The sequence below is a fragment of the Acinetobacter sp. YH12227 genome (genome assembly GCF_013417785.1).
In the GTDB taxonomy this organism is placed as follows: Bacteria; Pseudomonadota; Gammaproteobacteria; order Pseudomonadales; family Moraxellaceae; genus Acinetobacter; species Acinetobacter gandensis.
Window position 1 is genome coordinate 16414 of record NZ_VPDH01000015.1, and the last position, 22462, is coordinate 38875.

The window sequence follows — 22462 nt, forward strand, 5'->3', positions numbered from 1 at the left end:
AAATCAAATGCCTTCAGGAAGTTTTAAACCCAGTTGCTTTAACTGCTGATGTAGAGTTTCATAGCATGCAGGTGAAAGTACCGCATCCACTGGGACAACCCATATTTCTCGTTTAAAATTTGGATTTTTTTTCAATATTGCCAATAGTTTGACAGCATCTTTTTCAGTGGTAATGATTGGATTTGCATCTTCAAATTGCAGGTCGTCTAATTCATATTCGTAATGATCAGGAAACTCATGACATTGGAAATGCTGTATCCCCATCTTTTCTAAAGTATTATAAAAACGCTGGGGAAATCCTATTCCAACTACCGCATAAAAATCTTTATTTGGATCGAATACAGTATCTAGATCTTTATTCAATAAATATGGCTGTGAAGACTCTAAATGCATATTTAAATCTGTTTGAGGATTTGAGGAATGCTCAATCACCGTACCCGTTTCTAGGCGCTTTTTAGGTTCGCGTAAATAACCTTCAGGCAATAGCTTTTCATTGCCTAAACCACGGTTATTATCTAGAACAATCCATTCTAACTGTCGTGCTAAGGCCCAATGTTGAAGCCCATCATCACAAATAATTAGATCAAGCTGATGTTTAGACAGTAACAACTCAATACTTTGCTGACGATTTGAACCAACCGCCATCGGTACACCTGTGGACTGGACTATCAATGCAGGTTCATCACCTACTGTTTCAGCTGTAGCATTTAGATCCACATAAGCTGGAAAAGGCCCTTTACCACCATAACCGCGGCTGATCACACCAACTTTGATGTCTAAGCTATTTAGATAACTCACCAAATGAATAAGTAATGGTGTTTTACCACTACCACCAACAGTAATATTTCCAATAACCATAACTGGAATAGGTGCGGTATAACTAGATTTTGCACCTATTTTATAAAGTTTTTTATTGAGTAAAAAACCACCACGATAAATCCATGACAAAGGTCTAAACACAATGAGCCACTTTGCCTGTTCATTCCAAGCATCCTGAATCATTTGTGCAAGTGACATGGCTTAGTTTTCCTCAAAATTACGCTGATGAAGTTGAAAGTAGGCACCTTGCTGCGCGATTAATTCAGCATGCGTACCTTGTTCAATAATACGCCCTTTATCCATCACCACAATACGATCAGCATTTTCAATAGTAGATAAGCGATGAGCAATCACGATTGTTGTTCGATCTTGCATCGCCGCATCAAATGCTTGCTGAATATAATATTCTGACTCGTTATCCAGGGCACTTGTTGCCTCATCCAAAATTAGAATTGGTGCATTTTTCAAAATTGCGCGTGCAATCGCAATACGTTGTCGCTGACCACCTGATAAATTCAGGCCTTGCGCACCTAATGGCGTGTCATAACCTTGTGGTAGATCCATAATAAAATCATGGGCAAAAGCAGCTTTCGCTGCGGCGATGACCTGTTCATCTGTCGCATGCTCTAACTGGCCATAGGCAATATTTTCACGAACTGTGCGGTTAAATAAGACAACTTGCTGATTCACCATCGAAATTTGGGTGCGCAGGCTATTTAATTCGAGATCATTAATATCATGTTGATCTAACAACAACTGACCAGAAGTAACATCTTGGTAGCGCACTAATAAGTTCACCAGTGAAGTTTTACCTGCACCAGAACGCCCAACCAATGCAACAGTTTCACCTGCATTCACCTTTAGGTTAAAATCATGAATTGCATGATGACCATCTGCATAGATTAAATTTACATTCTTAAATTCAACATCACCTTTCAACACTGGTTTTAATGTGCCGTTATTGGCTTCTTCTGGCATATCCAGCAATTCAAATACCGAATATGCTGCAGCCATACCACGTTGAAGCTTTTCGTTAACATCCGTCAATGTTTTAATCGGCTTGCTCAACATACCTGCCGCTGTAATATAGGCAACAAACTCACCAGCTGAAGTGTCCTGCAAAATTTCTGGGCGTAAAGCGATATACATGACAATACTGAGCGCAATAGACATGATCAGCTGAACAATTGGACTATTGAGCTGCTGTACTACCACCATTTTCAGGCCACGGCGTAAATTTTCCATCGAGCTTTCGTGAAAACGTTTTTGCTCATAATCTTGGCCTGCAAAGCCTTTCACCACCAAATTACCTTGAACTGTTTCCTGTACCACATGGTTCACATCCCCCATAGTACTTTGCACTTGCATAGATAATTTACGCATGCGTTTCGAGGCTTTACGTATAATTAAACCAATGATTGGGCCAAAAATTAAAATACATAAAGTTAGTCGCCAGTTGGTATATAGCAAATAGCCCAACAGTGCGATGGTAATAAGACCCTGTTGTACAATGGTTTTTAGCGACTCAGACGATGCTGCCGTCAATTGTTCAACGTTATACATAATTTTTGCAGTGATATGACCGCTCGAATTGTCTAAATAATATTGTGAAGGCAAACGCATAAGTTTTGCGAACACTTGCTGACGTATATTAAAGATTAAGTTTCGAGAAATCACTGCGGTAAAATATCCACCCATGAACAAACCGAGTCCACGGAAGAACATCAATAAAACCACCAAGAGTGGAAATAAGGTTGTAAAGCTTTGATCTTTGTTTTGTATGGCTTCAATAATGCGTTCCAATAATTTTGCGACAGAAACTTCCGTCGCAGCATTAATACTGAAACCAAGCAAAACTAGTAAGCCTATTGCCCAAAAAGGTTTTAAATAACTTAATAGGCGTAGGTAGACCTTAAAATCGTTCTTCACTAATAACCTCGAGTTGGTACTTTGGTACTGATGTTAATATTTACAAAGCCTAACTGCCCCGCAACATCCATCACGCGAATCACATCCTGATGCGTGGCTTTCGCATCAGCAGCAATCACAAACATTAAATCACGGCGATCATTCGATATCTGTTTAATTGCCGTATTTAAATCTGAAACTTCCTTACTCGCCAAGGATTGCCCGTTGACCGAGTAATGCCCTGTAGAATCCACCACCACTTCAACTTTTTGATCATATTGTTTTGGTGGAACACCTTGTGCGTCCGGAAGTGTTAAATTCATTCGACTCATCTGATTAAAGGTTGTCGAAAGTAATAAAAACACCAAAATAAACATCAAGCAGTCAATCATCGGAGTGAGGTTGATATGAATATCTTCAACCTGACGGCGTTTAAATTTCATTATTCTGCCTCCATTCAGCTGGCTTTCTGAATGTCCTGACTTTCAACTTCAGGGGCTTTTTTATAGAATAAAGCGGCATGAAACAAAGTCGATTGCTGCTCAAGTTCAGCAACATATTCTTGAACCAAACGCTGGAAATAACGATGTGCAAATAATGCAGGCACGGCAATCAACATACCTGCAGCTGTGGTAATTAATGCTTTAGAAATACCCGGCATCATCAATACTGGATCACTATTGGTTCCAATATCAATCATCAAAAACGCTTCAATAATACCAATGACAGTACCCAGTAAACCCAACAACGGAGCAACCGCACTTAAAGTTCCCAAAAAGTTAATGTTTTTTTCAAGATAACCAATTTCTTGAGATGCGGTCACTTCCATTTGCGCACGTGCGTATTGCTCAGATTGATTTTTACTTGCATAACCTGCAGTCAAAACACGACCTAACGTACTCTGTTGCAAGTCTTTACTTTGCTCCATGTGTTGAACCACATCTTTCACAGAAGAATTAGCCTTCATATATAAAGATGATGGTAAAACCATTGATTTTTTAAGCGAATAAAACGCTCAATGGTAATGGCAACAGTAAAGATTGAACAAATCACGAGTGGGATCATTAACCACCCACCCGCTTTGACTAATTCCCACATTTGATTTTCCCCAAGTAAATAGACTGTAAAATTATTCAGCCAAACAAATATTTAGAATGCCGTCGAGTTCTTCAAGATTATGGTAGCTAATCACAAGCTTACCCTTACCTTGTTTATTATGATCAATTTTTACTTCAGCACTAAAACGATCTGAAAGTCGTTGTGTAAGTTGCTGTATGTCTGACGAAACATTTACTTTTGCTTTAGGTTGTTTCGGTGCATTCAAGTCACGAACATACTGTTCAGTTTGACGCACGGACATGCTTTTTTCAATGACCATTTCAGCGACTTTTAATTGGTCTTTGGCTTTCAAGGTCAAAATTGCACGTGCATGCCCCATATCAAGTAAGCCTTGCTGCATAAAATCTTTCACTGGTTCTGCCAATGAAAGTAAACGCAATAAGTTACTGATTGTGGTACGAGCTTTACCTACTGTATCCGCAATTTCTTGATGACTTAAACCAAACTCATCATGGAAACGTTGTAATGCCATGGCTTGATCAATTGGGTTCAGGTCTTGACGTTGAATGTTCTCAATCAGTGCTAATGCAATTGCAACTTGATCTGAAAGATCACGCACAATTGCAGGAACTTCTGTTAGTCCAGCAAGTTGCGCAGCACGCCAGCGACGTTCACCTGCAATAATTTCATAGGGATGTTTTTCGTCTTCAACAGGACGAATCACGATCGGCTGCATGACTCCATGCTTTTCAATTGAAGCCGCAAGTTCTTGAAGATCTTGTTCTTTAATAAAGCGGCGTGGTTGATATTCACCGCGCTTTAATAAGTGAACATCAATTTGCTTCAACTGACCATGATCTAATGCTTTCGCTTCTAACTGTAGTTTTTCTTTTTGGATCGAACCAAGTAAGGCATCTAAACCACGACCTTTAGCCAGTCCACGTTTTTTTACGGTCATGCTTTACTTCCTTTTTTCACTTTGGTTTTTTTTAACATTTCAGCTGCCAAGTTCAAGTAAGCAACTGCACCCTTTGAGCTTTTTTCAAAATAAATTACAGGCAAACCGTGTGCAGGCGCTTCCGCTAGACGGATATTACGTGGCACTACAGTTTCATAAAGTTTTTTTCCAAAATATTGTTCTAATTCTGCAGAAACATCACGAGTCAAAGCATTACGCGCATCATACATCGTACGTAATACACCCACGATCTCTAGATCTGGATTCAATGCTTGTTGAATACGATCAATGGTTTGCGTCAAATCTGCTAAACCTTCCAATGCATAATATTCACATTGCATTGGAATAAGCACACTGCGTACCGCTGCTAAAGCATTGACCGTAATTAAACTTAAACTTGGCGCACAATCTACAATAATGTAGTCAAAATCTTTTTCTACCGTTGCCAAGGCCTCACGTAAAATAAACTCACGTCCATCTTGGTCAGCAATCGCAAGTTCCACACCTGCTAAATCACGGTTTGCACCTAGAACTTTATAACCCACTTCAGCTTTATGAATTGCTGTTTCAATGGGTACTTCACCCAAAAGTACATCCGTCACTGAGTACAACAAGTCGTTCTTTTGAATGCCCGACCCCATCGTGGCATTACCTTGCGAATCCATATCTATAAGTAATACGCGTTTTTTTAATACGGCCAATGACGCAGCCAAATTCACTGCAGTTGTGGTTTTACCTACGCCACCCTTTTGGTTTGCAATCGCAATAATTTGAGCCATGGTAACCCCAGTCCTTTGAAAAATTTAAATACGTTTTAAGAAAATTAAATGGCGTTGTTCATCCAATCGTGGAACTTTTAACGCAACGATATCAATTTTGAACTCACTTTTCAGTGTTTCAACTTCTTCTTCTGGGATTAAACCTTTCATTGAAGCAATAATACTTTGCTCATGCATATACGGTTTAGATGCATCTACAAAATCAGTCAATGAAGCAAAAGCACGACTGGTAATCACATCAAATTGCCCTAGTTCATTGATGCTGTCTTCATTCTCAACACGTGTTTGAACTGCAATGACATTTTTTAGTTTTAGGTCTGCAATAAATTGCTTTAAGAATCGAATTTTTTTACCGTTTGCATCTAATAATACACATTCACGATCTGGCTGACACAGTGCAATGATCATGCCTGGCATACCACCGCCTGTACCAATATCGAGTAAGCGGCCTGTTGGCAAGTCGTTCAAAATACTCAAACTATCCAGCAAATGCTTCACCAACATTTCTTTTGGATCACGAATTGCGGTCAAGTTATAGGCTTTGTTCCACAGCACTAGGGCATCTTGATATTTCAGCAATAGATTTAATGCTTCTTCACTCAAATCTAAGCCAAGCTTTTGACTACCTTGCTTTAAGTCTTGAAAAAAAGGATGCATAAAGAAGACATCTCAATAAAAATTAACTGAAGTATACCGATTTCTAAGCCGTGGAACAGTAGCTAACGCTTAGCGAATATGCACTTAAGCGTACATGCCCTGACGAATCTGTAGATCTAGATCACTTAATCGCTCAGGTGTACCAACATCTACCCAAGCTGCTTGCATTTTTTCTGCAGAAATTTTTCCATCTAGCATCGCATCTTTTAATAATGGAGCTAAAGGTCGTTTTCCTGCATCCAAACCATCAAACATTTTTGGGTTAATGACCGCTACGCCACTATAAGTCAGTGCCTCACCTTGTTGTCCTTGCTCAAAGGTATAACTACGCCCATTTGCCAAGATAAAATCGCCTTTGGGATGTTGAGCAGGATTAGTCACAAAAACAAGATGTGCAAGATCTGCACCTAAGTTCACATTCAGTAAGGATGAAAAATCAAAAGTTGTCCAAACATCACCATTCACCAAAATAAATGGCTCTGTCCCAAGCAAAGGTAAAGCATTAATAATGCCACCTGCTGTTTCCAAACCTTCTGCTTCACGTGTCCAGCGAATAGTTACGCCAAATTGAGAACCATCACCTAAGGCGCCAATCAACACATCGGCTAACCAAGCAGAATTGATAATGATTTCAGTCACACCAATTTTTTTGAGTTTTTCAATATGCCAAACAATCAGTGGTTTTCCACCCACTTCAAGCAAAGGCTTTGGCTTATATAATGTTAAAGGACGCATCCGGTTGCCAAGACCCGCCGCTAAAATCATGGCTTTCATTATGCAACAACCTCGTAACTACCGTATTTGGCTTCAAATTTCGGCAATACTTTAGCTTGAATAAACTGCATAAATGGTTTTAGTTCTGCATACGGCTTACTTTCTTCAAGTAAATACCACATCACACGAGGTAAATCTTTCAAGTAGCCTGATTTACCATCACGCTCAAACAAACGAACAAAAATACCCAAAATCTTGATATGACGTTGAATCGCCATCAGGTCAGCATCTTGTTTAAATTGTTCAAAGTCACGACCTTCTTTTGCCGACGCAGGTAACAAGTCATAAAACACTTTAAACCAACCATATACACGCTCAGCATTCCACTGCACATAAGCGTCTCGAGTGATTGAAATAAGGTCATAAGTATCCGCACCAATCACTGCATCTTGAAAATCAATGACACCTTGATCTTGCTCACCATCGAGCATCATTAAATTACGACTATGGAAATCACGATGCACGATGACTTGTGGTTGTGCCAAGGCAGCATTGGCTAAAATCGCAAATGTACGCTTAATTAAAGCCGACTCTTCGATAGTTAGTTGAATTTGTAATGAAGGCAATAACCAATCAGTTAAAAGCTCCATTTCAGAAATCAGCTTTTCATAGGCATATTCTGGAAAGTGGTTTACACCATCAATTGACTGTAATTGAATCAACTGTTTAAAACTTTGTGCGTAATGTGCGTCTACTGTTTGATCATTGAGCAATGTCGACAGTAAAACATCACCAAAATCTTCCAGCAATAAAAAGCCTTGCTCTAGATCTTTTGCCACAATATGGGGTACACGAACGCCATTCGCATCAAAAAATTCATCAATCGTCACAAAAGGCACACAATCTTCTTTTTCTGGTGGTGCATCCATCAGCATAAATGTTTTATTATTCAATTTGATTCGTGCATAACGACGGAAACTTGCATCGCCTGCTAGAAAGTTAATTTCAAATTGATCTGAACCAAGTACAGATGAAATCCATGTTTGTATCAATTGTTCACGTTGTGTATTCATTTGCGATAAATTCTAATACAGGCTGAGTTTTTAAAGTGCTAAGTGTAGCTACTTATCAACTTTTTCTCTATGATGCGACAATAATTAATTGCGATTAAGCATACTTGGTTAATGAGACAAATGAAGCAACAGTTTAAATTCAATCCTTTAGCGACTGCGATCTTAACCCTTCTTTGTGGTAGCTCTTTACCAAGCTATGCAGCGTCTGTTTCTACCGCTTCCACGGAAGATGATACTGAACAGTTGAAGCAGACAATTGCTGAAGCCTACCCGGGTCAGCAGTTCTTTGAACAATATTATGTTGATAAATCTGCTCCAGAAGCCCAAATCCGAAATACCAATCAACTTAGCTCAGCATTTTGTACTGGAACATGGATTACACCTGTAGCTCCAACCACCAAAGCTGTTGCCCCAGAAGATGCAACCTCTACCATTACTGCAGATTATGGTCACTTTGACCCGAATGGCGATTCCATTCTTGAAGGTAATGTTCTGATTGACCAAGAAGGTCGTCAAATTCGTGCCGATCAAATTAAAATTGATAAAACCCAAACATATGCCAATGCTTCTGGCCGCGTGCAAATGGCTCAGTCTGGTTTAATTTCACAAAGCGATTCGATTGACTACAACTTAAAAACGCAACAAGGCGACTTAAATAACAGTTTCTTCATCGCAGAACAACAACATGCACATGGTCGCGCAGAAAAAATCGCACGCACTTCAACAAATACACTTGAATTAGAAAACGCAGAATATACAACTTGCCCGCCGGATGAGAAGCCAACTTGGAAAATCCAAGCGGATAAAATCAAACTTAATCAAGAAACTGGCCGCGGTGAAACCAAAGGTACAACTTTATACGTAAAAGATGTACCTGTGATGGCCGTGCCATATTTCAATTTCCCGATTGATGATCGCCGAACCACAGGTATTTTAACCCCAAGTTTTGGCTTTACCAATGATGGTGGTTTTGAACTTGCAGTTCCAGTTTATTTAAACTTAGCACCAAATTATGATGCCACAGTTACACCGCGCTATATCGCAGATCGTGGCCCAATGCTTGAAGGTGAATTCCGCTATCTCACCAAAAACTTTGGCTCGGGGATGATTTTTGGTGGCTATTTAGCTGGTGACCAAAAATATGACGACCAAGATCGTAAAGATTTACACTTTCTACATAACTGGAAAATTAACGATCAATTCAGCACAAATCTCGAATATAACTATGCATCCGACAAAGATTATTTTTCAGACTTAAACAATAACCCAAACTCTAAGACAGACCTTAATTTACGTCGTGCTTGGGAGCTTAATTATAAAAATGGTATTCCCGGCTTAAAAGCACAGCTTAAAGTTGAGGACTTCCAAACACTGGATAAAACTGTCAGTGATGAAGACCGTCCGTATGCGCGCTTGCCGCAATTCCTACTGAACTACAAGACTGGTAATCCGCTCGGCTTACAGTACGAATTCAATAACGATACAGCATATTTTAAAAAGAATCTGCGTGGCGATAATATTCCGCAAAACAATAGTGATGCGACAATGTATGAGCCAAGTGGTGCACGTATTTATAACGACTTTAGTGTGCGTTATAACTATCGTAACCCATGGTCTTTTGTAATACCAGAAGTGTCTATTCGTAACGTCAACACGATTTATGATCAAGATACTGTTGATCGTGCCAATACAAATAACAATCACTCTAGTAGTGAAAGTAAATCGATCGTTGTACCGCAATTCACTTTAGATGCGGGTCTTGTGATGGAGCGCGAAGGTCGTTATCTACAAACCTTAACACCACGATTCTTCTATGCTTATTCACCATATAAGAACCAAGAAACTAACCCTAACTTTGATTCAACTACTGCATCTATTAACTATGATCAGTTGTTTAGCCCACGTCGTTTCTATGGAAATGACCGCTTAGAAGACAACAATTTTGCATCATTAGGCCTAAGTTACAGCATATTTGATGATGTTGGTTTGGAGCGCTTAAAAGCCAGCGTAGGTCAAAGCTTCTATTTTGAAGATCGTCGTGTCACTTTGAACAATGTCACCGACAAGTTTGATAGCGAACGTCACACTGGCCCTGTTGTGAGCTTATCGAGCCAGTTATCTGATCGCATCAGTGTCAATGCGAATTCAGCTTGGATGGCAAATGGCGATAATGCTCAGCGCGATATCCAAATGTATTATGCAGGTGATAAAGGTAATCTTTATAACGTCGGTTATTTCTATCGCAAAGACATTCCAAACCGTCAAGATAGTTATGACCAAGCAGTTGCTTCATTTATTCAACCCATCCATAACAACTGGCGTATTATCGGGCATGCACAATACGATTTAGACAATAGCATTGCGCGCGAATATCTATTGGGTGTGAACTATGAATCATGCTGTTGGGGTGTTTCAGTATACGGACGTTCATATTTTAATGATTTGGATGATGTAACATCTTCTGATGTAAAACCTAAACGTGCCATTATGGCTGAATTCACACTTAAAGGTTTAGGTGGATTCAACAATAAATTAACCTCTTTACTTGAAAACCGTGTTTTAGGTTTTAACAATATTAATCAATCTTGGACAGAACGTTAATGAAGACAGAACAGTTAAAACAAATTTTTAAAGCAACAGCATTAGCACTTTGTCTTTCTGCTTCAATGCCGACTTTCGCTGATGCACAACCTAAAGATGAAATTGTAGCTGTTGTAGATAATAGCGTTATTTTACGTAGTGATTTAGATCAAAGCATTGCAGAGATTACACATCAACTTCAATCAAAAAAACAGACTGTTCCTCCGATTGAATATTTACAGCAACAAGCACTTGAACAACTTATTACACGTCAAGCTCAACTTGAACAAGTAAAACGCTATAACGTAAAAGCAGATGAAAAATCTCTCAATGAAGCAGTTTTAAAAGTTGCAAAAGATTCAGGTTCTGCAAGCCTTGAAGCATTTCAACAAAAACTAGATGCAATAGCACCAAACACCTACTCTTCGTTACGCGCTCGTATTGCTGAAGATATTGCACTGCAACGTCTACGCCAACAACTTGTGACATCACGTATTCAAATTAGTGATCAAGACGTTAAAAACTTTTTAAGCTCACCACAAGGCCAAGCTGCGCTTGGCAATCAAGTTCACGTCTTACACGTTCGTATTTCTGGTGGTGAAAATGCTGTAAAAATTGCTGAGGATGTACGTAAAGAACTTGCAACTAGCAATGATGCTAAAGCAATTAGTACTAAATTCAGCACCAAAGATACTAAAGTAGATGCAGCAGATATGGGCTTCCGTAGCTTATCTGATATTCCAGACGAGCTTGCAGCGCGTGTTTCACCATTACAAGTTGGACAAACGACAGAATTGATTTCTGTACGCGATGGTGTTCATGTTCTAAAATTAATTGAACGCAAAGCATCAGATCAAAAAGCCATTGTTCCGCAATTTCAAACGCGTCATATTTTAATTCAACCATCAGAGGTTGTTAGCCCTGAAAATGCGAAGCAAATGATTGACAGCTTATACACACGTCTACAAAAAGGTGAAGATTTTGCTGTTATTGCCTCAACTTTCTCAAATGACCCTGGTTCTGCGGCAAATGGTGGTAGCTTAGGTTGGGTGAGCCCTGGGGTTATGGTTCCTGAATTCGAAGCAAAAATGAAAGAAACACCTAAAGGCGAAATCAGCAAACCATTTCAATCGCAGTTTGGTTGGCATATCCTACAAGTGACTGACACACGCCAACAAGACATGACACAAGAGGTTCAAGAGCGTATGGCGCGCCAACTCTTAGGTGAGCGTCAATTTGATACCGAGCTTGACAGCTGGTTACGTGAAATTCGAAACAATGCTTTTGTAGATATTAAAGACCCTGCTCTACAACGTAAATCGAAATAATACATAAAATAAAACCAGCCTAGGCTGGTTTTATTACGTCTCATTTTTACTAAAATTTAAAATATTTTTAGTCATTATTTCTAACAATAAAAAAAGCCTCCCGATCGGGAGGCTCTTAATGACTCAATTAACGATTGTTGTTTTCGTCGTCTTGAGCATCATCAAATTTAGTTTCGCTTTCAAAACCAGCATTTTGACCACCGAAGCCACCTTGAGCACCGAAGCCACCTTGACCACCAAAGCCACCTTGGCCACCGAAACCACCTTGACCACCGAAGCCACCTTGTTGACCACCGAAGCCACCTTGTTGACCACCGAAGCCGCCTTGTTGACCACCGAAGCCGCCTTGTTGACCACCGAAGCCGCCTTGTTGACCACCGAAGCCAGCTGCACCTTGTGCACCAGCAGGAGCGCCAGCTGGACGTGGGTTACGTGCAGGAACTACAGTTGAAATCGCATGTTTGTAAACCATTTGGCTTACTGTATTTTTCAAAAGAACTACATATTGGTCAAATGACTCAATATGACCTTGCAATTTAATACCATTTACAAGAAAGATAGAAACTGGAATACGTTCTTTACGGAGAGAATTTAAGAACGGATCTTGTAAAGTTTGACCTTTAGACATGTTATAACTCCAAAAAATAATAAAAATCAGCGCAAAAACTACCTTTATTTTTCAATTAAAAATTATCAAAAAGGTAGTCCCTAAATTTTGCTTTATCCGTAGCAGTTTCGCAAGTCTTCTTGAGCCTGCTTCGCTGTTAAATATGTAGTAAATTTATGCGTTTCTTGCAAAGATCTTAACCAAGTATATTGACGTTTTGCAAGTTGTCGTGTCGCAAATAGAGCCTTATCCTCCATTTCACGCTGTTTTTCGCTACTTAGATCACTATTTCTTAAAAAATCTAATGCTTGACGGTAACCAACTGATCGCATAGCGGGCAAATTTTCATCTAAATCGTATTTTTCAATTAGCCCTTTCACTTCATTTAAAAATCCAATTTCCCACATTATTTTTAAACGTTGTGCTATCCGCCCGTGTAATTCTAAACGGTCAGGCAGTAAAGCGTAATTATGAAAATTGTAACGGTAAGGTAAATTTTTAGGCTGTTCAGCTTGTAATTTTGTAATAGGTTGTCCGGTCAATTTATAAACTTCCAACGCACGAATAATACGCTGCTTATCACTGACTTTAAACTTTTCACCTGCTAAGGGATCTACACTACACAATTCAGCATAAACAGCATCCCACCCCTCACACTCACCTTTCTCTTCAATTTCTGCACGCACAGCGTAATCAGCACTGGGTAAGTTGGATGACAATCCCTCAAGTAAAGCCTTGTAATACAACATCGTCCCACCAACTAAAATTGGGGTTTTACCGCGAGCATGCATATCATCAATTAATACACATGCATCCTCAACAAAATTGGCTGCCGAATACACTTCTAAAGGACTAATAATATCAATTAAATGATGCGGATATTGCTCCAGCTCGGCTTTAGTAGGCTTGGCTGTACCAATATCCATATCTTGATAAACGAGTGCTGAATCAACGGATATTAATTCAAAATTTCCACGCTCAAAGAGTTCACATGCCAGCGCGGTTTTCCCACTTGCAGTTGGTCCCATAAGATTGATGACCGGCAATTGATTTGACATGTACAACTACTCTCCTCGAGCAAAAAGTTTATCAAGCTGAGCCAATGGGAAAGCACGCCAAGTTGGGCGTCCATGGTTACATTGACTGGCAAATTCGGTTTGTTCCATCTGACGTAATAATGCATTCATTTCAGACAGGCTTAAAATACGGTGTGCTCGTACAGCACCATGACAGGCCATACCCGCTAAAATTTGGTCACGTTTTTGTAGCAATCCTGCCACTTGATCAGTTGGATCTAAATCATTTAATAATTCTGGAATCAACGCATCAAAATCAGCCTTATGTAAAATAGCAGGTACACCACGAACGATCACCTGCTCATCGCCATATTGATCAATTTCAAGTCCTAAGCGTGCTAATTGATCTTTCAGCTCATCTACACGCATAGCTTGCATACGACTAATGCTGACCACTTTAGGAATAAGTAGTTGTTGTGAAGTCCAAAATTCTGGTTTATCCCACGCTGTTTTCATTTGTTGCAATACAATACGCTCATGTGCAGCATGCATATCAACAATAATCAAACCTTCAGTATTCTGCGCCAGAATATAAATGCCGTGCAGCTGCGCAATCGCAATACCAAGCGGATGCTCATCCACTTTCTGTTGAATATGGGCTTGCATGGACTGCTCGACATCAACAGCCGTAACTGATGTTTGACGTAACGGCGCTAAATAGCTCTGTAATGCGTTATTTAGCTGTTTTGATCCATCATATCCAACATAGCTATTTGTATTTGTTGAACCTTTAGATGGGTGTTGCGCAGCAGAATAACTATACGCAGCCACTTGTTCAGCCGATTCAGCATAATTCACCCCAGTGGGTGAGCTAAAATCGGTTAATCCACCCGCACTATCAGGATTAACAAAATTTGCAGCAGTTTGTGTTACAGCTTCAATATTTTGATGTAATTGAAATTGTTCTTGATGCCTTGGTTGCGCAATCAAATTTTCTTGAGCTTGGGGTTCAAGCTTCATGGCACTAGAAAGTTCAGCTGTCGCAGTTTGGAATTGCGCTAAAGTCGATTTAGCATAATGACGCACAAATTCATGGACTTCACGTTGGTTTAAAAAGCGAATTTCATGCTTGGTTGGATGCACGTTTACATCAATATTTTCAGGATCAACCTCCATAAACAGCAAGTACGCTGCATGTTGATGTCCATGTAAAATACCGTCATACGCCATGCGTAGCGCATGTGAAACCGTCTTATCTTTCACAATACGACCATTCACATAAACATATTGCATATCGGCTTGTGCGCGTGCATCCGAGGGATGGCCTAGCCAACCGCTTAAGCGCATGTTGACGCTATCTGCATCAATCCAGTACGCATTTTCGGTAAACTGACGACCTAACAACTGTTGTACACGCTGAAAACGTAACGCCCCACTATCTGCTACAGGCAGATTTAATTTAATGCTATTGTTGTGCTCTAAAACAAAACGAATATCAAAGTGTGTCAGCGCTAAACGACGGACAATTTCTTCAATATGTCCAAATTCAGTGCCCTGTTTTTTGAGAAATTTACGACGTGCTGGTACATTAAAAAATAAATCCTGTACCCGAATCGTTGTGCCTCTTTGTGCAGCAACAGGTTGAATCTCTTGATGATCAAAAGCAGTACCATTAACTTCAACCTGATAGCCAACACCATCTTCATTTTGACTACTAGTCAACGTCAACCGTGATACCGCAGCAATGGATGCCAAGGCTTCACCACGAAAGCCTAAACTCACAATCGCATGTAAGTCTTCTGCACTTTGGATTTTACTGGTCGCATGACGCATAACGGCCAAAGGGAGGTCTTCATGATGAATCCCCCGACCATTGTCAATAATTTCAATCAGTGTGCTACCGCCTTGCTCAACACGAATAATTAATTCTGTTGATCCTGCATCAATGGCATTTTCAAGTAATTCTTTGACCACAGATGCAGGGCGTTCAATCACTTCACCCGCAGCAATTTGGTTGGCTAGAGCAGGATCAAGGGTACGAATTCGGCGGGCACTGATGTCATTCAGCATGGTTGAATTTTTGCTCCAAAGCATTTTGCAAGGTTTCAGATGATGATGTTAATGTCGCCCTACGCGACATTTCATCTTCTGATTTTTCAATATTTATCACTAAATCGGCAGCTGGAATTTCGTCTCCACCTTTTGAAGGCCATTCAAATAAGAAAAGTGCATTCGGTGTTTCTAAGTAATCACGAATACCCATCAATTCAAGTTCATAAGGGTCATTTAAACGATACAAGTCAAAATGAAAAATATCTTTACCTTGAATATTGTAAGGCTCAACCAATGTATAGGTTGGACTTTTGACTGCGCCTTGATGACCCATTTGCTGTAAAAAATAACGGCTTAAAGTGGTCTTACCAGCCCCCAAGTCACCAATAAGGTAAATCACGCCCGTGGTAAAATGCGTCGACAGTACGGTAGCTAAGTTTTGGGTATCGACTTCACTATTTAAGTCCAAACTGAATGAATACTGCATATTACTCACAACATGTACATAAGAATTAAATATGATAGCATCGCGTTGCATGAAAATCATATGTCCTCACTTTGCTTTGGACATTTTTCACTACAACTAACCACCATCACTCAGATAATCTAAAAGCTCTTGATGCAAAGCAACAATTTCACACCACCTATGATGAATGGCGTTAGTGCCAGCAAAGTTTTTCTAGACACAAACAAAGCAATTACAGCAACTGTTTTTGAATATTTATGTCAGCAATTTCAACACATTTCAGCTGATGAATGGACACAACGCTTTGCAGATGGTTTGGTCTATGATGCTGCAGGTGAAAAACTGCATATTCAGAGTCCATATATGGCAAATACACATGTGTTTTACTATCGTTTTTTAGCGCATGAAATCCATGTTCCTTTTGAACATCAAATCATCTTTGAAAATGAACACCTATTAGTGGTAGATAAACCTCATTTTTTAACAATGAGTCCAACAGGTCAATATGTACAAGAAACCTTATTGGTTCGCCTTAAAAATCAAACACAAAATGAAGATTTAACCCCTATTCATCGCTTGGATCGTGAAACAGCAGGCGTGGTTCTTTTTTCAAAGCGGGTAGAAACCCGTGGCGCCTATCAACAAATGTTTGCCAGCCGTGAAGTGCAAAAAAACTATCATGCGATTGCGGCTTATCAAAGTGAACTTACATTTCCAATGACAACCAAGCTACGGATGGAAAAAGGAAAACCCTTCTATACCATGCAAGTCATGGCGGGTGAAGCCAATAGCGAAACCCACATTGAACTAATTAAATATCATGGGCAATGGGCAAAATACAGATTAAAGCCACACACAGGTAAACAACATCAACTTCGGGTACATCTCAACGCGTTGAATATTCCAATTAAAAATGATCCATTTTATCCACAGGTTGCACATAAAGCAGATGATGATTTCAGCCACCCTTTGCAACTGCTCGCGAAAGAAATACAGTTTATAGATCCTGTGACACAGCAATCATTTCATTTCTGCTCTTCGCGTGAATTGACACTGTAATCTGGTTGTCATTACATTTTATTGATAAAATACTTCCAAAGAATATTGAATTTATAGTATTTTTGATTAGAATAAATGCGAAAAGTTAAGTAATTTAAAGCTTTCTAAAAATATGAGAAAAACTGAAGTCTACCAAATCCGCCTCGATTCTCAGGAAAAGAAGCAAGCATTTGCAGTATTTAAACAATTGGGGATTACACCTGCCCAAGCCGTACGCCTATTTTTCAAACAGGTGGTTTTAACTAAATCCATCCCCTTCTCTATTGAAAATCAAAATATCAATATTGAACAGCTGATTAAATTACGTAAATTAAAACAGCAAGAATCACTGGCGTTATCGACCACTGAGATTAGCCATGCTGAATTAGAAATTCTAAAAAATGATCCTTTGCTTGATGATGATCATTTAGATTTATTTGAAGAATTAAATGCCATTTTGGGTGAAAGTGACAAAACTTAACACTGTCGCATTTATAAACAATTTATAAATCAACCAATTCCAAAATTTCGATATGCTTCATGCAAGACTATAAAAATAGCATGGAGTATATAAATAATGATTGTTCGACGTGCCACTGATGCAGATCTCATTCCCCTTGCTGTTCTTTTCGATGAATATCGACAATTTTATGGCTCATCTTCAAATCTCGATTTATCTTCGCATTTTTTAAAGCAACGTTTTGAAAATAATCAAAGTGTTATTTTTATTTGTTTAAAAGATGAAACGATTACCGGTTTTGTTCTGCTGTATTTAGGTTTTTCTTCCGCTGCTTGCTCGACTTATTATATTTTAGATGATGTCTATGTCAGCCCAGTTTTTCGTCGCCAAGGCTCTGCGCGCCAACTCATCGATACCGCAGTATTATTTGCCCAGCATGAAAATGCATTAAGAATTAGTCTTGAAACACAAAAAAATAATTATCACTCACATCAGCTTTATGAATCCATGGGCTTTGTTAAAGATGATGAATTTCAAACCTATCATTATTTTATTCGCTAAATTCTTTCACCAACATTTTTTAATTCTTAAACACGACTTATAGTTACTTTTAGTAGGCTAATTACCAAATAAAATCAACCTTATACCGCATCGGCTTTCTTATTTAAATGATTCCAAAAATCAGATTTGTATAAGAAAGCCCTTTTCAAATTGACAGATACTTTGAAATTACAGAGCACGAAACTTGGACTGTTCAATTTGCTCGGCGGTTAAATACATCCATTCACCTTCATCTAAGCCTTCCAAGCTTAGTTGTCCTACTTTCGCCCGATGTAGCTGTTCAACTTTATTGCCAACAGCGGCGAGCATACGTTTTACCTGATGATATACACCTTGGTGTACCGTCATTTCCAATTGATGTTCAGCCAATATTTTTACACCTGTGGCAGCAAACACACCGCTTTCATTCCGCAGTTCTACCCCGTGTTCTAACTGCTCAACTTGAGCCGTCGTCACCGCATCCTCCGTGTGCATTTGATAAACCTTTGGCACATGCTTTTTGGGATGTGTAAGTGCCTGCAAATATTGACCATCATCTGTTAATAGCAATAGCCCTGTCGTATCCTGATCAAGACGCCCAACACATTGCAAGCCACGATTTAGCAATACCTCATCAAAAAACTCAAATACACTAAAATGATGTGTAGCCTGATGCGAACACTCATAGCCTTTTGGTTTATTTAAAGCAATGTACACATGTTCCCGATAAGTATATTCATGCCCATACACTGAAAAAACTAAGTCTTTTAAATCAAGTTTTTGTTTTGGATTGGTTATCACTTCCGAATTAATTTCAATCGCACCGTTTTTAATTATTTGCTGACAATATTTACGAGAACCAAAACCTTGTGACTGCAGCATTTTTTCCAAAAACATAAACGGAACTCAATTGAAATTTCAGACTGACATTTTACCTTGTTTCAGCTTAGATAAGTTGCTGTTTGAACCGATTGTTGAATGCTTTAACTTTCTAGCGATAAAATTGGGGTAAAATAATGATCAAATTTAATTTCTCTCCCCAATCAACATGTCCCAATTAGACTTAAACTTAATCGTGCTTATCGTATTATTGGCATGCGGTATTTTCAGTCACAACACAGCCATTACTATCGCTGCTGGTGTACTTATCGTATTTCGTATTACACCGTTGAGTGAATTTTTCCCGTACTTACAGCAATACGGTCTAAACATCGGCATTATTATTTTAACCATTGGCGTTTTAACGCCTATCGCCAGCGGAAAAATTCCAGGGGATTCAATTCTAAAATCTTTTCTCAGTTGGAAATCAATTTTGGCCATTGCAATTGGTGTCTTTGTTGCATGGCTCGGTGGCCGTGGTGTTAAACTTATGTCAAACTCACCTGATATCGTTGCTGGCCTTTTAATCGGAACTGTAGCAGGTGTCGCAATGCTGCGTGGCGTACCTGTTGGCCCATTGATTGCAGCTGGGATTTTGTCCCTATTGATCGGGATTAAACCTTAATTTTAAATAAAGCACACTGAATAGATATGCAGCAGAATTACAATCTGCCGCAATGACCTTATAACGATTTAAATAAACGTCGACTTAATAAAATACCGACCCCAGATAAACTTGCCATAATGACACCCGCCCAAACCCAAGTCTGAGTTTGATCTACAGTCAATGCTATCACGGGAGGTAACAAGAACTGAGAAATTGCTGAACATTGTAAAACCAAACCAACTGTCGTACTGATTGCAGCTTGATATGGTGCAAAATGGATCGCCTGTGCAAAGACAATCGCTGCAACCAATCCACCGAATAAAGAAAAGCTAAACACGCTCAAATATTGCAGAATAAATGGCAACTGATCTTTAAAAAGATAGAAACTTAGTGAACATAAAATGAGAACACCAAATCCAACTTGGACTAAAGTTTTAGCCTGAAAACCTCGATGTAACATCAACCCACAGCCAAATGTGCCAACGGCATTTGCAATAGCAACACTCGCTGTTAAAGCTCCAGCCAACTGTGCAGAAATATTATTCTGTACATAAATTGTCGGTAAAAATCCAACAAGTGCAAACCATTGCCCTGCATAAGTACCAAAAATAAGTGCTAACAACCAGGCCGAAGGATGCTTGAGTGTATGCTTGATTAATGTAAGGACTGAAACTGAGGCCAATTGCTGACTTGGATTTGGTACGAGCCATGCAATAATCAGCATCAATACAAAAGTTAATCCTGCGAAACTAAGCCATACAGCTTGCCAACCAAATTGCGCGATAACAAATGGTGCAACCAATAAAGCAATCCCCATTCCGCCGCCCATGTAAGAACTCCACAGCCCCATCTTGCTACTGATTTGCTCTAAAGGAACTAACTGACGAATAAATGCTGGGCCAGTCAAAGTCACAAGTAAAAAGCCAAAACCTTCAATGACCCGTAAAATCAGTAACAGGCTTACACTTTGCGTAAAACTACCCATTGCACTCGCAGCTACTAATAATGCCAAACCCATCATAATACAGCGCTTAAAACCCAATCTTTGGGTATAGCTGCCAATGAGCAAGGCAAAGCACATTCCAGCGCCTTGTACCAAGGACAGCAATAAACCTGATTGAATCAGACTGATCCCCAACTGTTGCTGGAGCACTGGAATTGCAGGTGGTAATTTTCCAATATGCATTGCCGCAACAAATCCAGCAATGATTATGAGGAGATCTTTAGACAGCCATTTCATGGTAAGCAAACAAACACGGTAAACTTACCAATCAGCTTAACAAGACAATAAAATTATTTTAGTCGTAAAATCAATAAGCTAATATTAAAATCAAATATTTGAATGATCGTTAATTTGTTTACGCACGCGCTTATTCGCATACATTTTCAAATCTGCAAATTCAACCAATTGATCTATAGACTGTGCATCTTCTGGGAACAAAGCCAGGCCGACACTGGCACCAATTTTCAAACTGATTTTTTCAAAGATAAAAGGTAAACCACAATGCTCTGCGATACGATTCATCGCTGCTTGAGCACGTTCGTGATTGGCAATATTGGTTAAAATTACCGCAAACTCATCACCACCTAAACGTGCCACCAAATCATCTTGGCGCGTTTCACTGAGTATTCCCTGCGCAATTTCTTTTAATGCTGCATCACCAATACGATGTCCAAATTGATCATTAATCGGTTTAAGACCATCCATGTCAATCATCAAGATACCTAGGACTTTATTTTCTTGGCGTGCTTTCACAACACCTTGACGTAAAAAGTCGACAAACAACGCACGATTTGCCAAACCGGTTAAACTGTCTTGGGTTGCGAGTTTATATAATTCTTTAGCACCAAAACGAGTAGCATGATACATGGCAGCAGCAATCAGTTCAGACATTAAACTGAGTATATGCAAATCTTCTTCTTTAAATGCATCTTCCTGCTCAGAATAGATTTTAAGTACACCGACAGCCTCATCACAGTGCAGCAAAGGTACAACCGCCATAGAACGCAAGCCTACGCGGCGACATGCTTCACGATCAACCCGTGTATCATTCTCAGAATCTTTACAGTATAAAGTTTGCTTTTGCTCAATACACATACCAGACAAGCTATTCTGAATATGTAAGCGTAGTCCCAGTAAATGGCTCGCACCATTCGATACAGCACGATAAACCATATCACCATCTTCAGCCAGCTCAACAACTGCCCCTTTTGCATGAGTAATGGCCTGCGCTTGTTCAGCAACAACTGTCATAACTGCATTTAAATCTAAACCTAACTTTGCTATGGCAGTCTGCGTCTGAATTACAGACATCAGTTGACTTGGAGTGGGTTCAATTGGTTTAGACATTATATTGCTCAGACAAACAGCAGATGAATGGGGGGTAGCAAATTTTAAAAACTATTCTTTCACTTGTATAGCCATATTCTTTCACTTGTATAGCCAAGAGCACATTACTTTACAGCCGTTACATAAAAAAGCGTCAACTCATAAGTATAAAATATAGATTTAGCGCTTTAGAGACTGCGTGGATCTATGATCAATATGAACGATAGGCATAGAAATAAATTGGCCCTAGTTTGATTTTAAAGCATAGATTTGGCTGTGCATGCTCTCTCTCCATTTTCTAGCATCACCATGACATTCACACGCTCATATTCAGCACCTTCAAATTCATCTAATGCAGCCCAATGTTGTTCTAGATGCACGGAACTAAATACGTATCCATGTACTTGATCTTTCTGTGATGATAAGCGGATTCCTGGGCTTCCCATCGCTGCACCCCAGCCTTCATTTATCAATTCACCAAGCACATAGCCTTTTTGCCATGTCCCACCAATCGCTTCCATCACATGTGCATTTGGTTGCCCTAAACGTAACGTGCCATAAACAAAGAGATGCTGCATCATACTGACCTTCTA

General features: G+C 39.5%; 22 protein-coding genes and 1 pseudogene. 6 read left to right on the top strand and 17 right to left on the bottom strand.

The window, feature by feature from the left end:
* Positions 1 to 3: 3 nt before the first annotated feature.
* The 9 genes and pseudogenes from lpxK to FTV09_RS05035 form a co-directional block, all read right to left on the bottom strand.
* Positions 4 to 1017: a tetraacyldisaccharide 4'-kinase gene (gene lpxK, locus FTV09_RS04995; protein ID WP_180057047.1), complete on the bottom strand. Its 1014-nt coding sequence runs from the start codon at positions 1015 to 1017 to the stop codon at positions 4 to 6.
* Positions 1018 to 1020: 3 nt separating this feature from the next.
* Positions 1021 to 2748, bottom strand: coding sequence for a lipid A export permease/ATP-binding protein MsbA (gene msbA / locus FTV09_RS05000; RefSeq protein WP_180057049.1), 1728 nt, complete (start codon positions 2746 to 2748; stop codon positions 1021 to 1023).
* Positions 2748 to 3170 (bottom strand): biopolymer transporter ExbD, encoded by a 423-nt coding sequence (locus FTV09_RS05005; protein WP_067767521.1) that lies wholly within the window; start codon positions 3168 to 3170, stop codon positions 2748 to 2750. Before FTV09_RS05005 ends, msbA begins: the two co-directional genes overlap by 1 nt.
* 14 nt (positions 3171 to 3184) lie before the next feature.
* A pseudogene (locus FTV09_RS05010) lies at positions 3185 to 3825 on the bottom strand (MotA/TolQ/ExbB proton channel family protein).
* A gap of 31 nt (positions 3826 to 3856) precedes the next feature.
* Positions 3857 to 4744, bottom strand: a complete 888-nt coding sequence (locus tag FTV09_RS05015) for a ParB/RepB/Spo0J family partition protein (RefSeq protein ID WP_067767528.1) — start codon at positions 4742 to 4744, stop codon at positions 3857 to 3859.
* Entirely contained in the window at positions 4741 to 5523 is a 783-nt protein-coding gene (locus tag FTV09_RS05020) for a ParA family protein (protein ID WP_180057052.1), read from the bottom strand. The genes FTV09_RS05015 and FTV09_RS05020 overlap by 4 nt, the downstream gene beginning before the upstream one ends.
* A gap of 24 nt (positions 5524 to 5547) precedes the next feature.
* Positions 5548 to 6180 carry a 16S rRNA (guanine(527)-N(7))-methyltransferase RsmG gene (gene rsmG, locus FTV09_RS05025; RefSeq protein WP_180057054.1) on the bottom strand — a complete coding sequence of 211 codons (633 nt, stop codon included), beginning with the start codon at positions 6178 to 6180 and terminating at the stop codon, positions 5548 to 5550.
* A gap of 84 nt (positions 6181 to 6264) precedes the next feature.
* A complete protein-coding gene (gene murU / locus FTV09_RS05030) occupies positions 6265 to 6954 on the bottom strand; it encodes an N-acetylmuramate alpha-1-phosphate uridylyltransferase MurU (protein WP_067767536.1) in 690 nt (229 codons plus the stop codon).
* The gene (locus FTV09_RS05035; protein ID WP_180057056.1) at positions 6954 to 7967 is read right to left on the bottom strand and encodes an aminoglycoside phosphotransferase family protein; all 1014 of its coding nucleotides are present in this window, start codon (positions 7965 to 7967) and stop codon (positions 6954 to 6956) included. The genes murU and FTV09_RS05035 overlap by 1 nt, the downstream gene beginning before the upstream one ends.
* Positions 7968 to 8087: 120 nt before the next feature.
* Here FTV09_RS05035 and FTV09_RS05040 point away from each other — a divergent pair, with 120 nt between their 5' ends.
* A complete protein-coding gene (locus tag FTV09_RS05040; RefSeq protein ID WP_180057058.1) occupies positions 8088 to 10568 on the top strand; it encodes an LPS-assembly protein LptD in 2481 nt (826 codons plus the stop codon).
* Complete coding sequence (locus tag FTV09_RS05045) at positions 10568 to 11875, top strand: peptidylprolyl isomerase (RefSeq protein ID WP_067767542.1); 1308 nt, start codon at positions 10568 to 10570, stop codon at positions 11873 to 11875. The genes FTV09_RS05040 and FTV09_RS05045 overlap by 1 nt, the downstream gene beginning before the upstream one ends.
* 127 nt (positions 11876 to 12002) lie before the next feature.
* On the opposite strand, the gene hfq is transcribed toward FTV09_RS05045, so the two are convergent.
* The 4 genes from hfq to tsaE form a co-directional block, all read right to left on the bottom strand.
* Positions 12003 to 12503, bottom strand: coding sequence for an RNA chaperone Hfq (gene hfq, locus FTV09_RS05050; protein ID WP_180057061.1), 501 nt, complete (start codon positions 12501 to 12503; stop codon positions 12003 to 12005).
* 92 nt (positions 12504 to 12595) lie between these two features.
* Positions 12596 to 13540, bottom strand: a complete 945-nt coding sequence (gene miaA, locus FTV09_RS05055) for a tRNA (adenosine(37)-N6)-dimethylallyltransferase MiaA (protein WP_067767548.1) — start codon at positions 13538 to 13540, stop codon at positions 12596 to 12598.
* Positions 13541 to 13546: 6 nt separating this feature from the next.
* Positions 13547 to 15568 (bottom strand): DNA mismatch repair endonuclease MutL, encoded by a 2022-nt coding sequence (gene mutL, locus FTV09_RS05060; RefSeq protein ID WP_180057088.1) that lies wholly within the window; start codon positions 15566 to 15568, stop codon positions 13547 to 13549.
* Entirely contained in the window at positions 15558 to 16037 is a 480-nt protein-coding gene (tsaE, locus tag FTV09_RS05065) for a tRNA (adenosine(37)-N6)-threonylcarbamoyltransferase complex ATPase subunit type 1 TsaE (protein WP_067767630.1), read from the bottom strand. Before tsaE ends, mutL begins: the two co-directional genes overlap by 11 nt.
* A gap of 129 nt (positions 16038 to 16166) precedes the next feature.
* Here tsaE and FTV09_RS05070 point away from each other — a divergent pair, with 129 nt between their 5' ends.
* The 3 genes from FTV09_RS05070 (at position 16167) to FTV09_RS05080 (ending at position 18075) form a co-directional block, all read left to right on the top strand.
* A complete protein-coding gene (locus FTV09_RS05070) occupies positions 16167 to 17075 on the top strand; it encodes an RluA family pseudouridine synthase (RefSeq protein ID WP_373687692.1) in 909 nt (302 codons plus the stop codon).
* A gap of 112 nt (positions 17076 to 17187) precedes the next feature.
* Positions 17188 to 17535: a type II toxin-antitoxin system RelB/DinJ family antitoxin gene (locus tag FTV09_RS05075; protein WP_067767557.1), complete on the top strand. Its 348-nt coding sequence runs from the start codon at positions 17188 to 17190 to the stop codon at positions 17533 to 17535.
* A 96-nt stretch (positions 17536 to 17631) separates the two neighbouring features.
* Positions 17632 to 18075 carry a GNAT family N-acetyltransferase gene (locus tag FTV09_RS05080; RefSeq protein WP_067767559.1) on the top strand — a complete coding sequence of 148 codons (444 nt, stop codon included), beginning with the start codon at positions 17632 to 17634 and terminating at the stop codon, positions 18073 to 18075.
* A 168-nt stretch (positions 18076 to 18243) separates the two neighbouring features.
* Here the strand turns inward: FTV09_RS05080 and FTV09_RS05085 are convergent, their stop codons facing one another.
* Positions 18244 to 18951, bottom strand: a complete 708-nt coding sequence (locus FTV09_RS05085; protein ID WP_180057065.1) for a pseudouridine synthase — start codon at positions 18949 to 18951, stop codon at positions 18244 to 18246.
* A gap of 151 nt (positions 18952 to 19102) precedes the next feature.
* Here FTV09_RS05085 and FTV09_RS05090 point away from each other — a divergent pair, with 151 nt between their 5' ends.
* Positions 19103 to 19558 (top strand): DUF441 domain-containing protein, encoded by a 456-nt coding sequence (locus FTV09_RS05090; protein ID WP_067767565.1) that lies wholly within the window; start codon positions 19103 to 19105, stop codon positions 19556 to 19558.
* A 58-nt stretch (positions 19559 to 19616) separates the two neighbouring features.
* On the opposite strand, the gene FTV09_RS05095 is transcribed toward FTV09_RS05090, so the two are convergent.
* The 3 genes from FTV09_RS05095 to FTV09_RS05105 all read right to left on the bottom strand — a co-directional run bounded on the left by FTV09_RS05095 (position 19617) and on the right by FTV09_RS05105 (position 22450).
* Complete coding sequence (locus FTV09_RS05095; protein ID WP_180057067.1) at positions 19617 to 20780, bottom strand: CynX/NimT family MFS transporter; 1164 nt, start codon at positions 20778 to 20780, stop codon at positions 19617 to 19619.
* Between the two features lie 90 nt (positions 20781 to 20870).
* The gene (locus FTV09_RS05100) at positions 20871 to 21890 is read right to left on the bottom strand and encodes a sensor domain-containing diguanylate cyclase (RefSeq protein WP_180057069.1); all 1020 of its coding nucleotides are present in this window, start codon (positions 21888 to 21890) and stop codon (positions 20871 to 20873) included.
* A 236-nt stretch (positions 21891 to 22126) separates the two neighbouring features.
* On the bottom strand, positions 22127 to 22450 hold the full coding sequence (locus FTV09_RS05105) for a gamma-glutamylcyclotransferase (protein ID WP_373687693.1): 324 nt from the start codon (positions 22448 to 22450) through the stop codon (positions 22127 to 22129).
* Between the last annotated feature and the right edge of the window lie 12 nt (positions 22451 to 22462).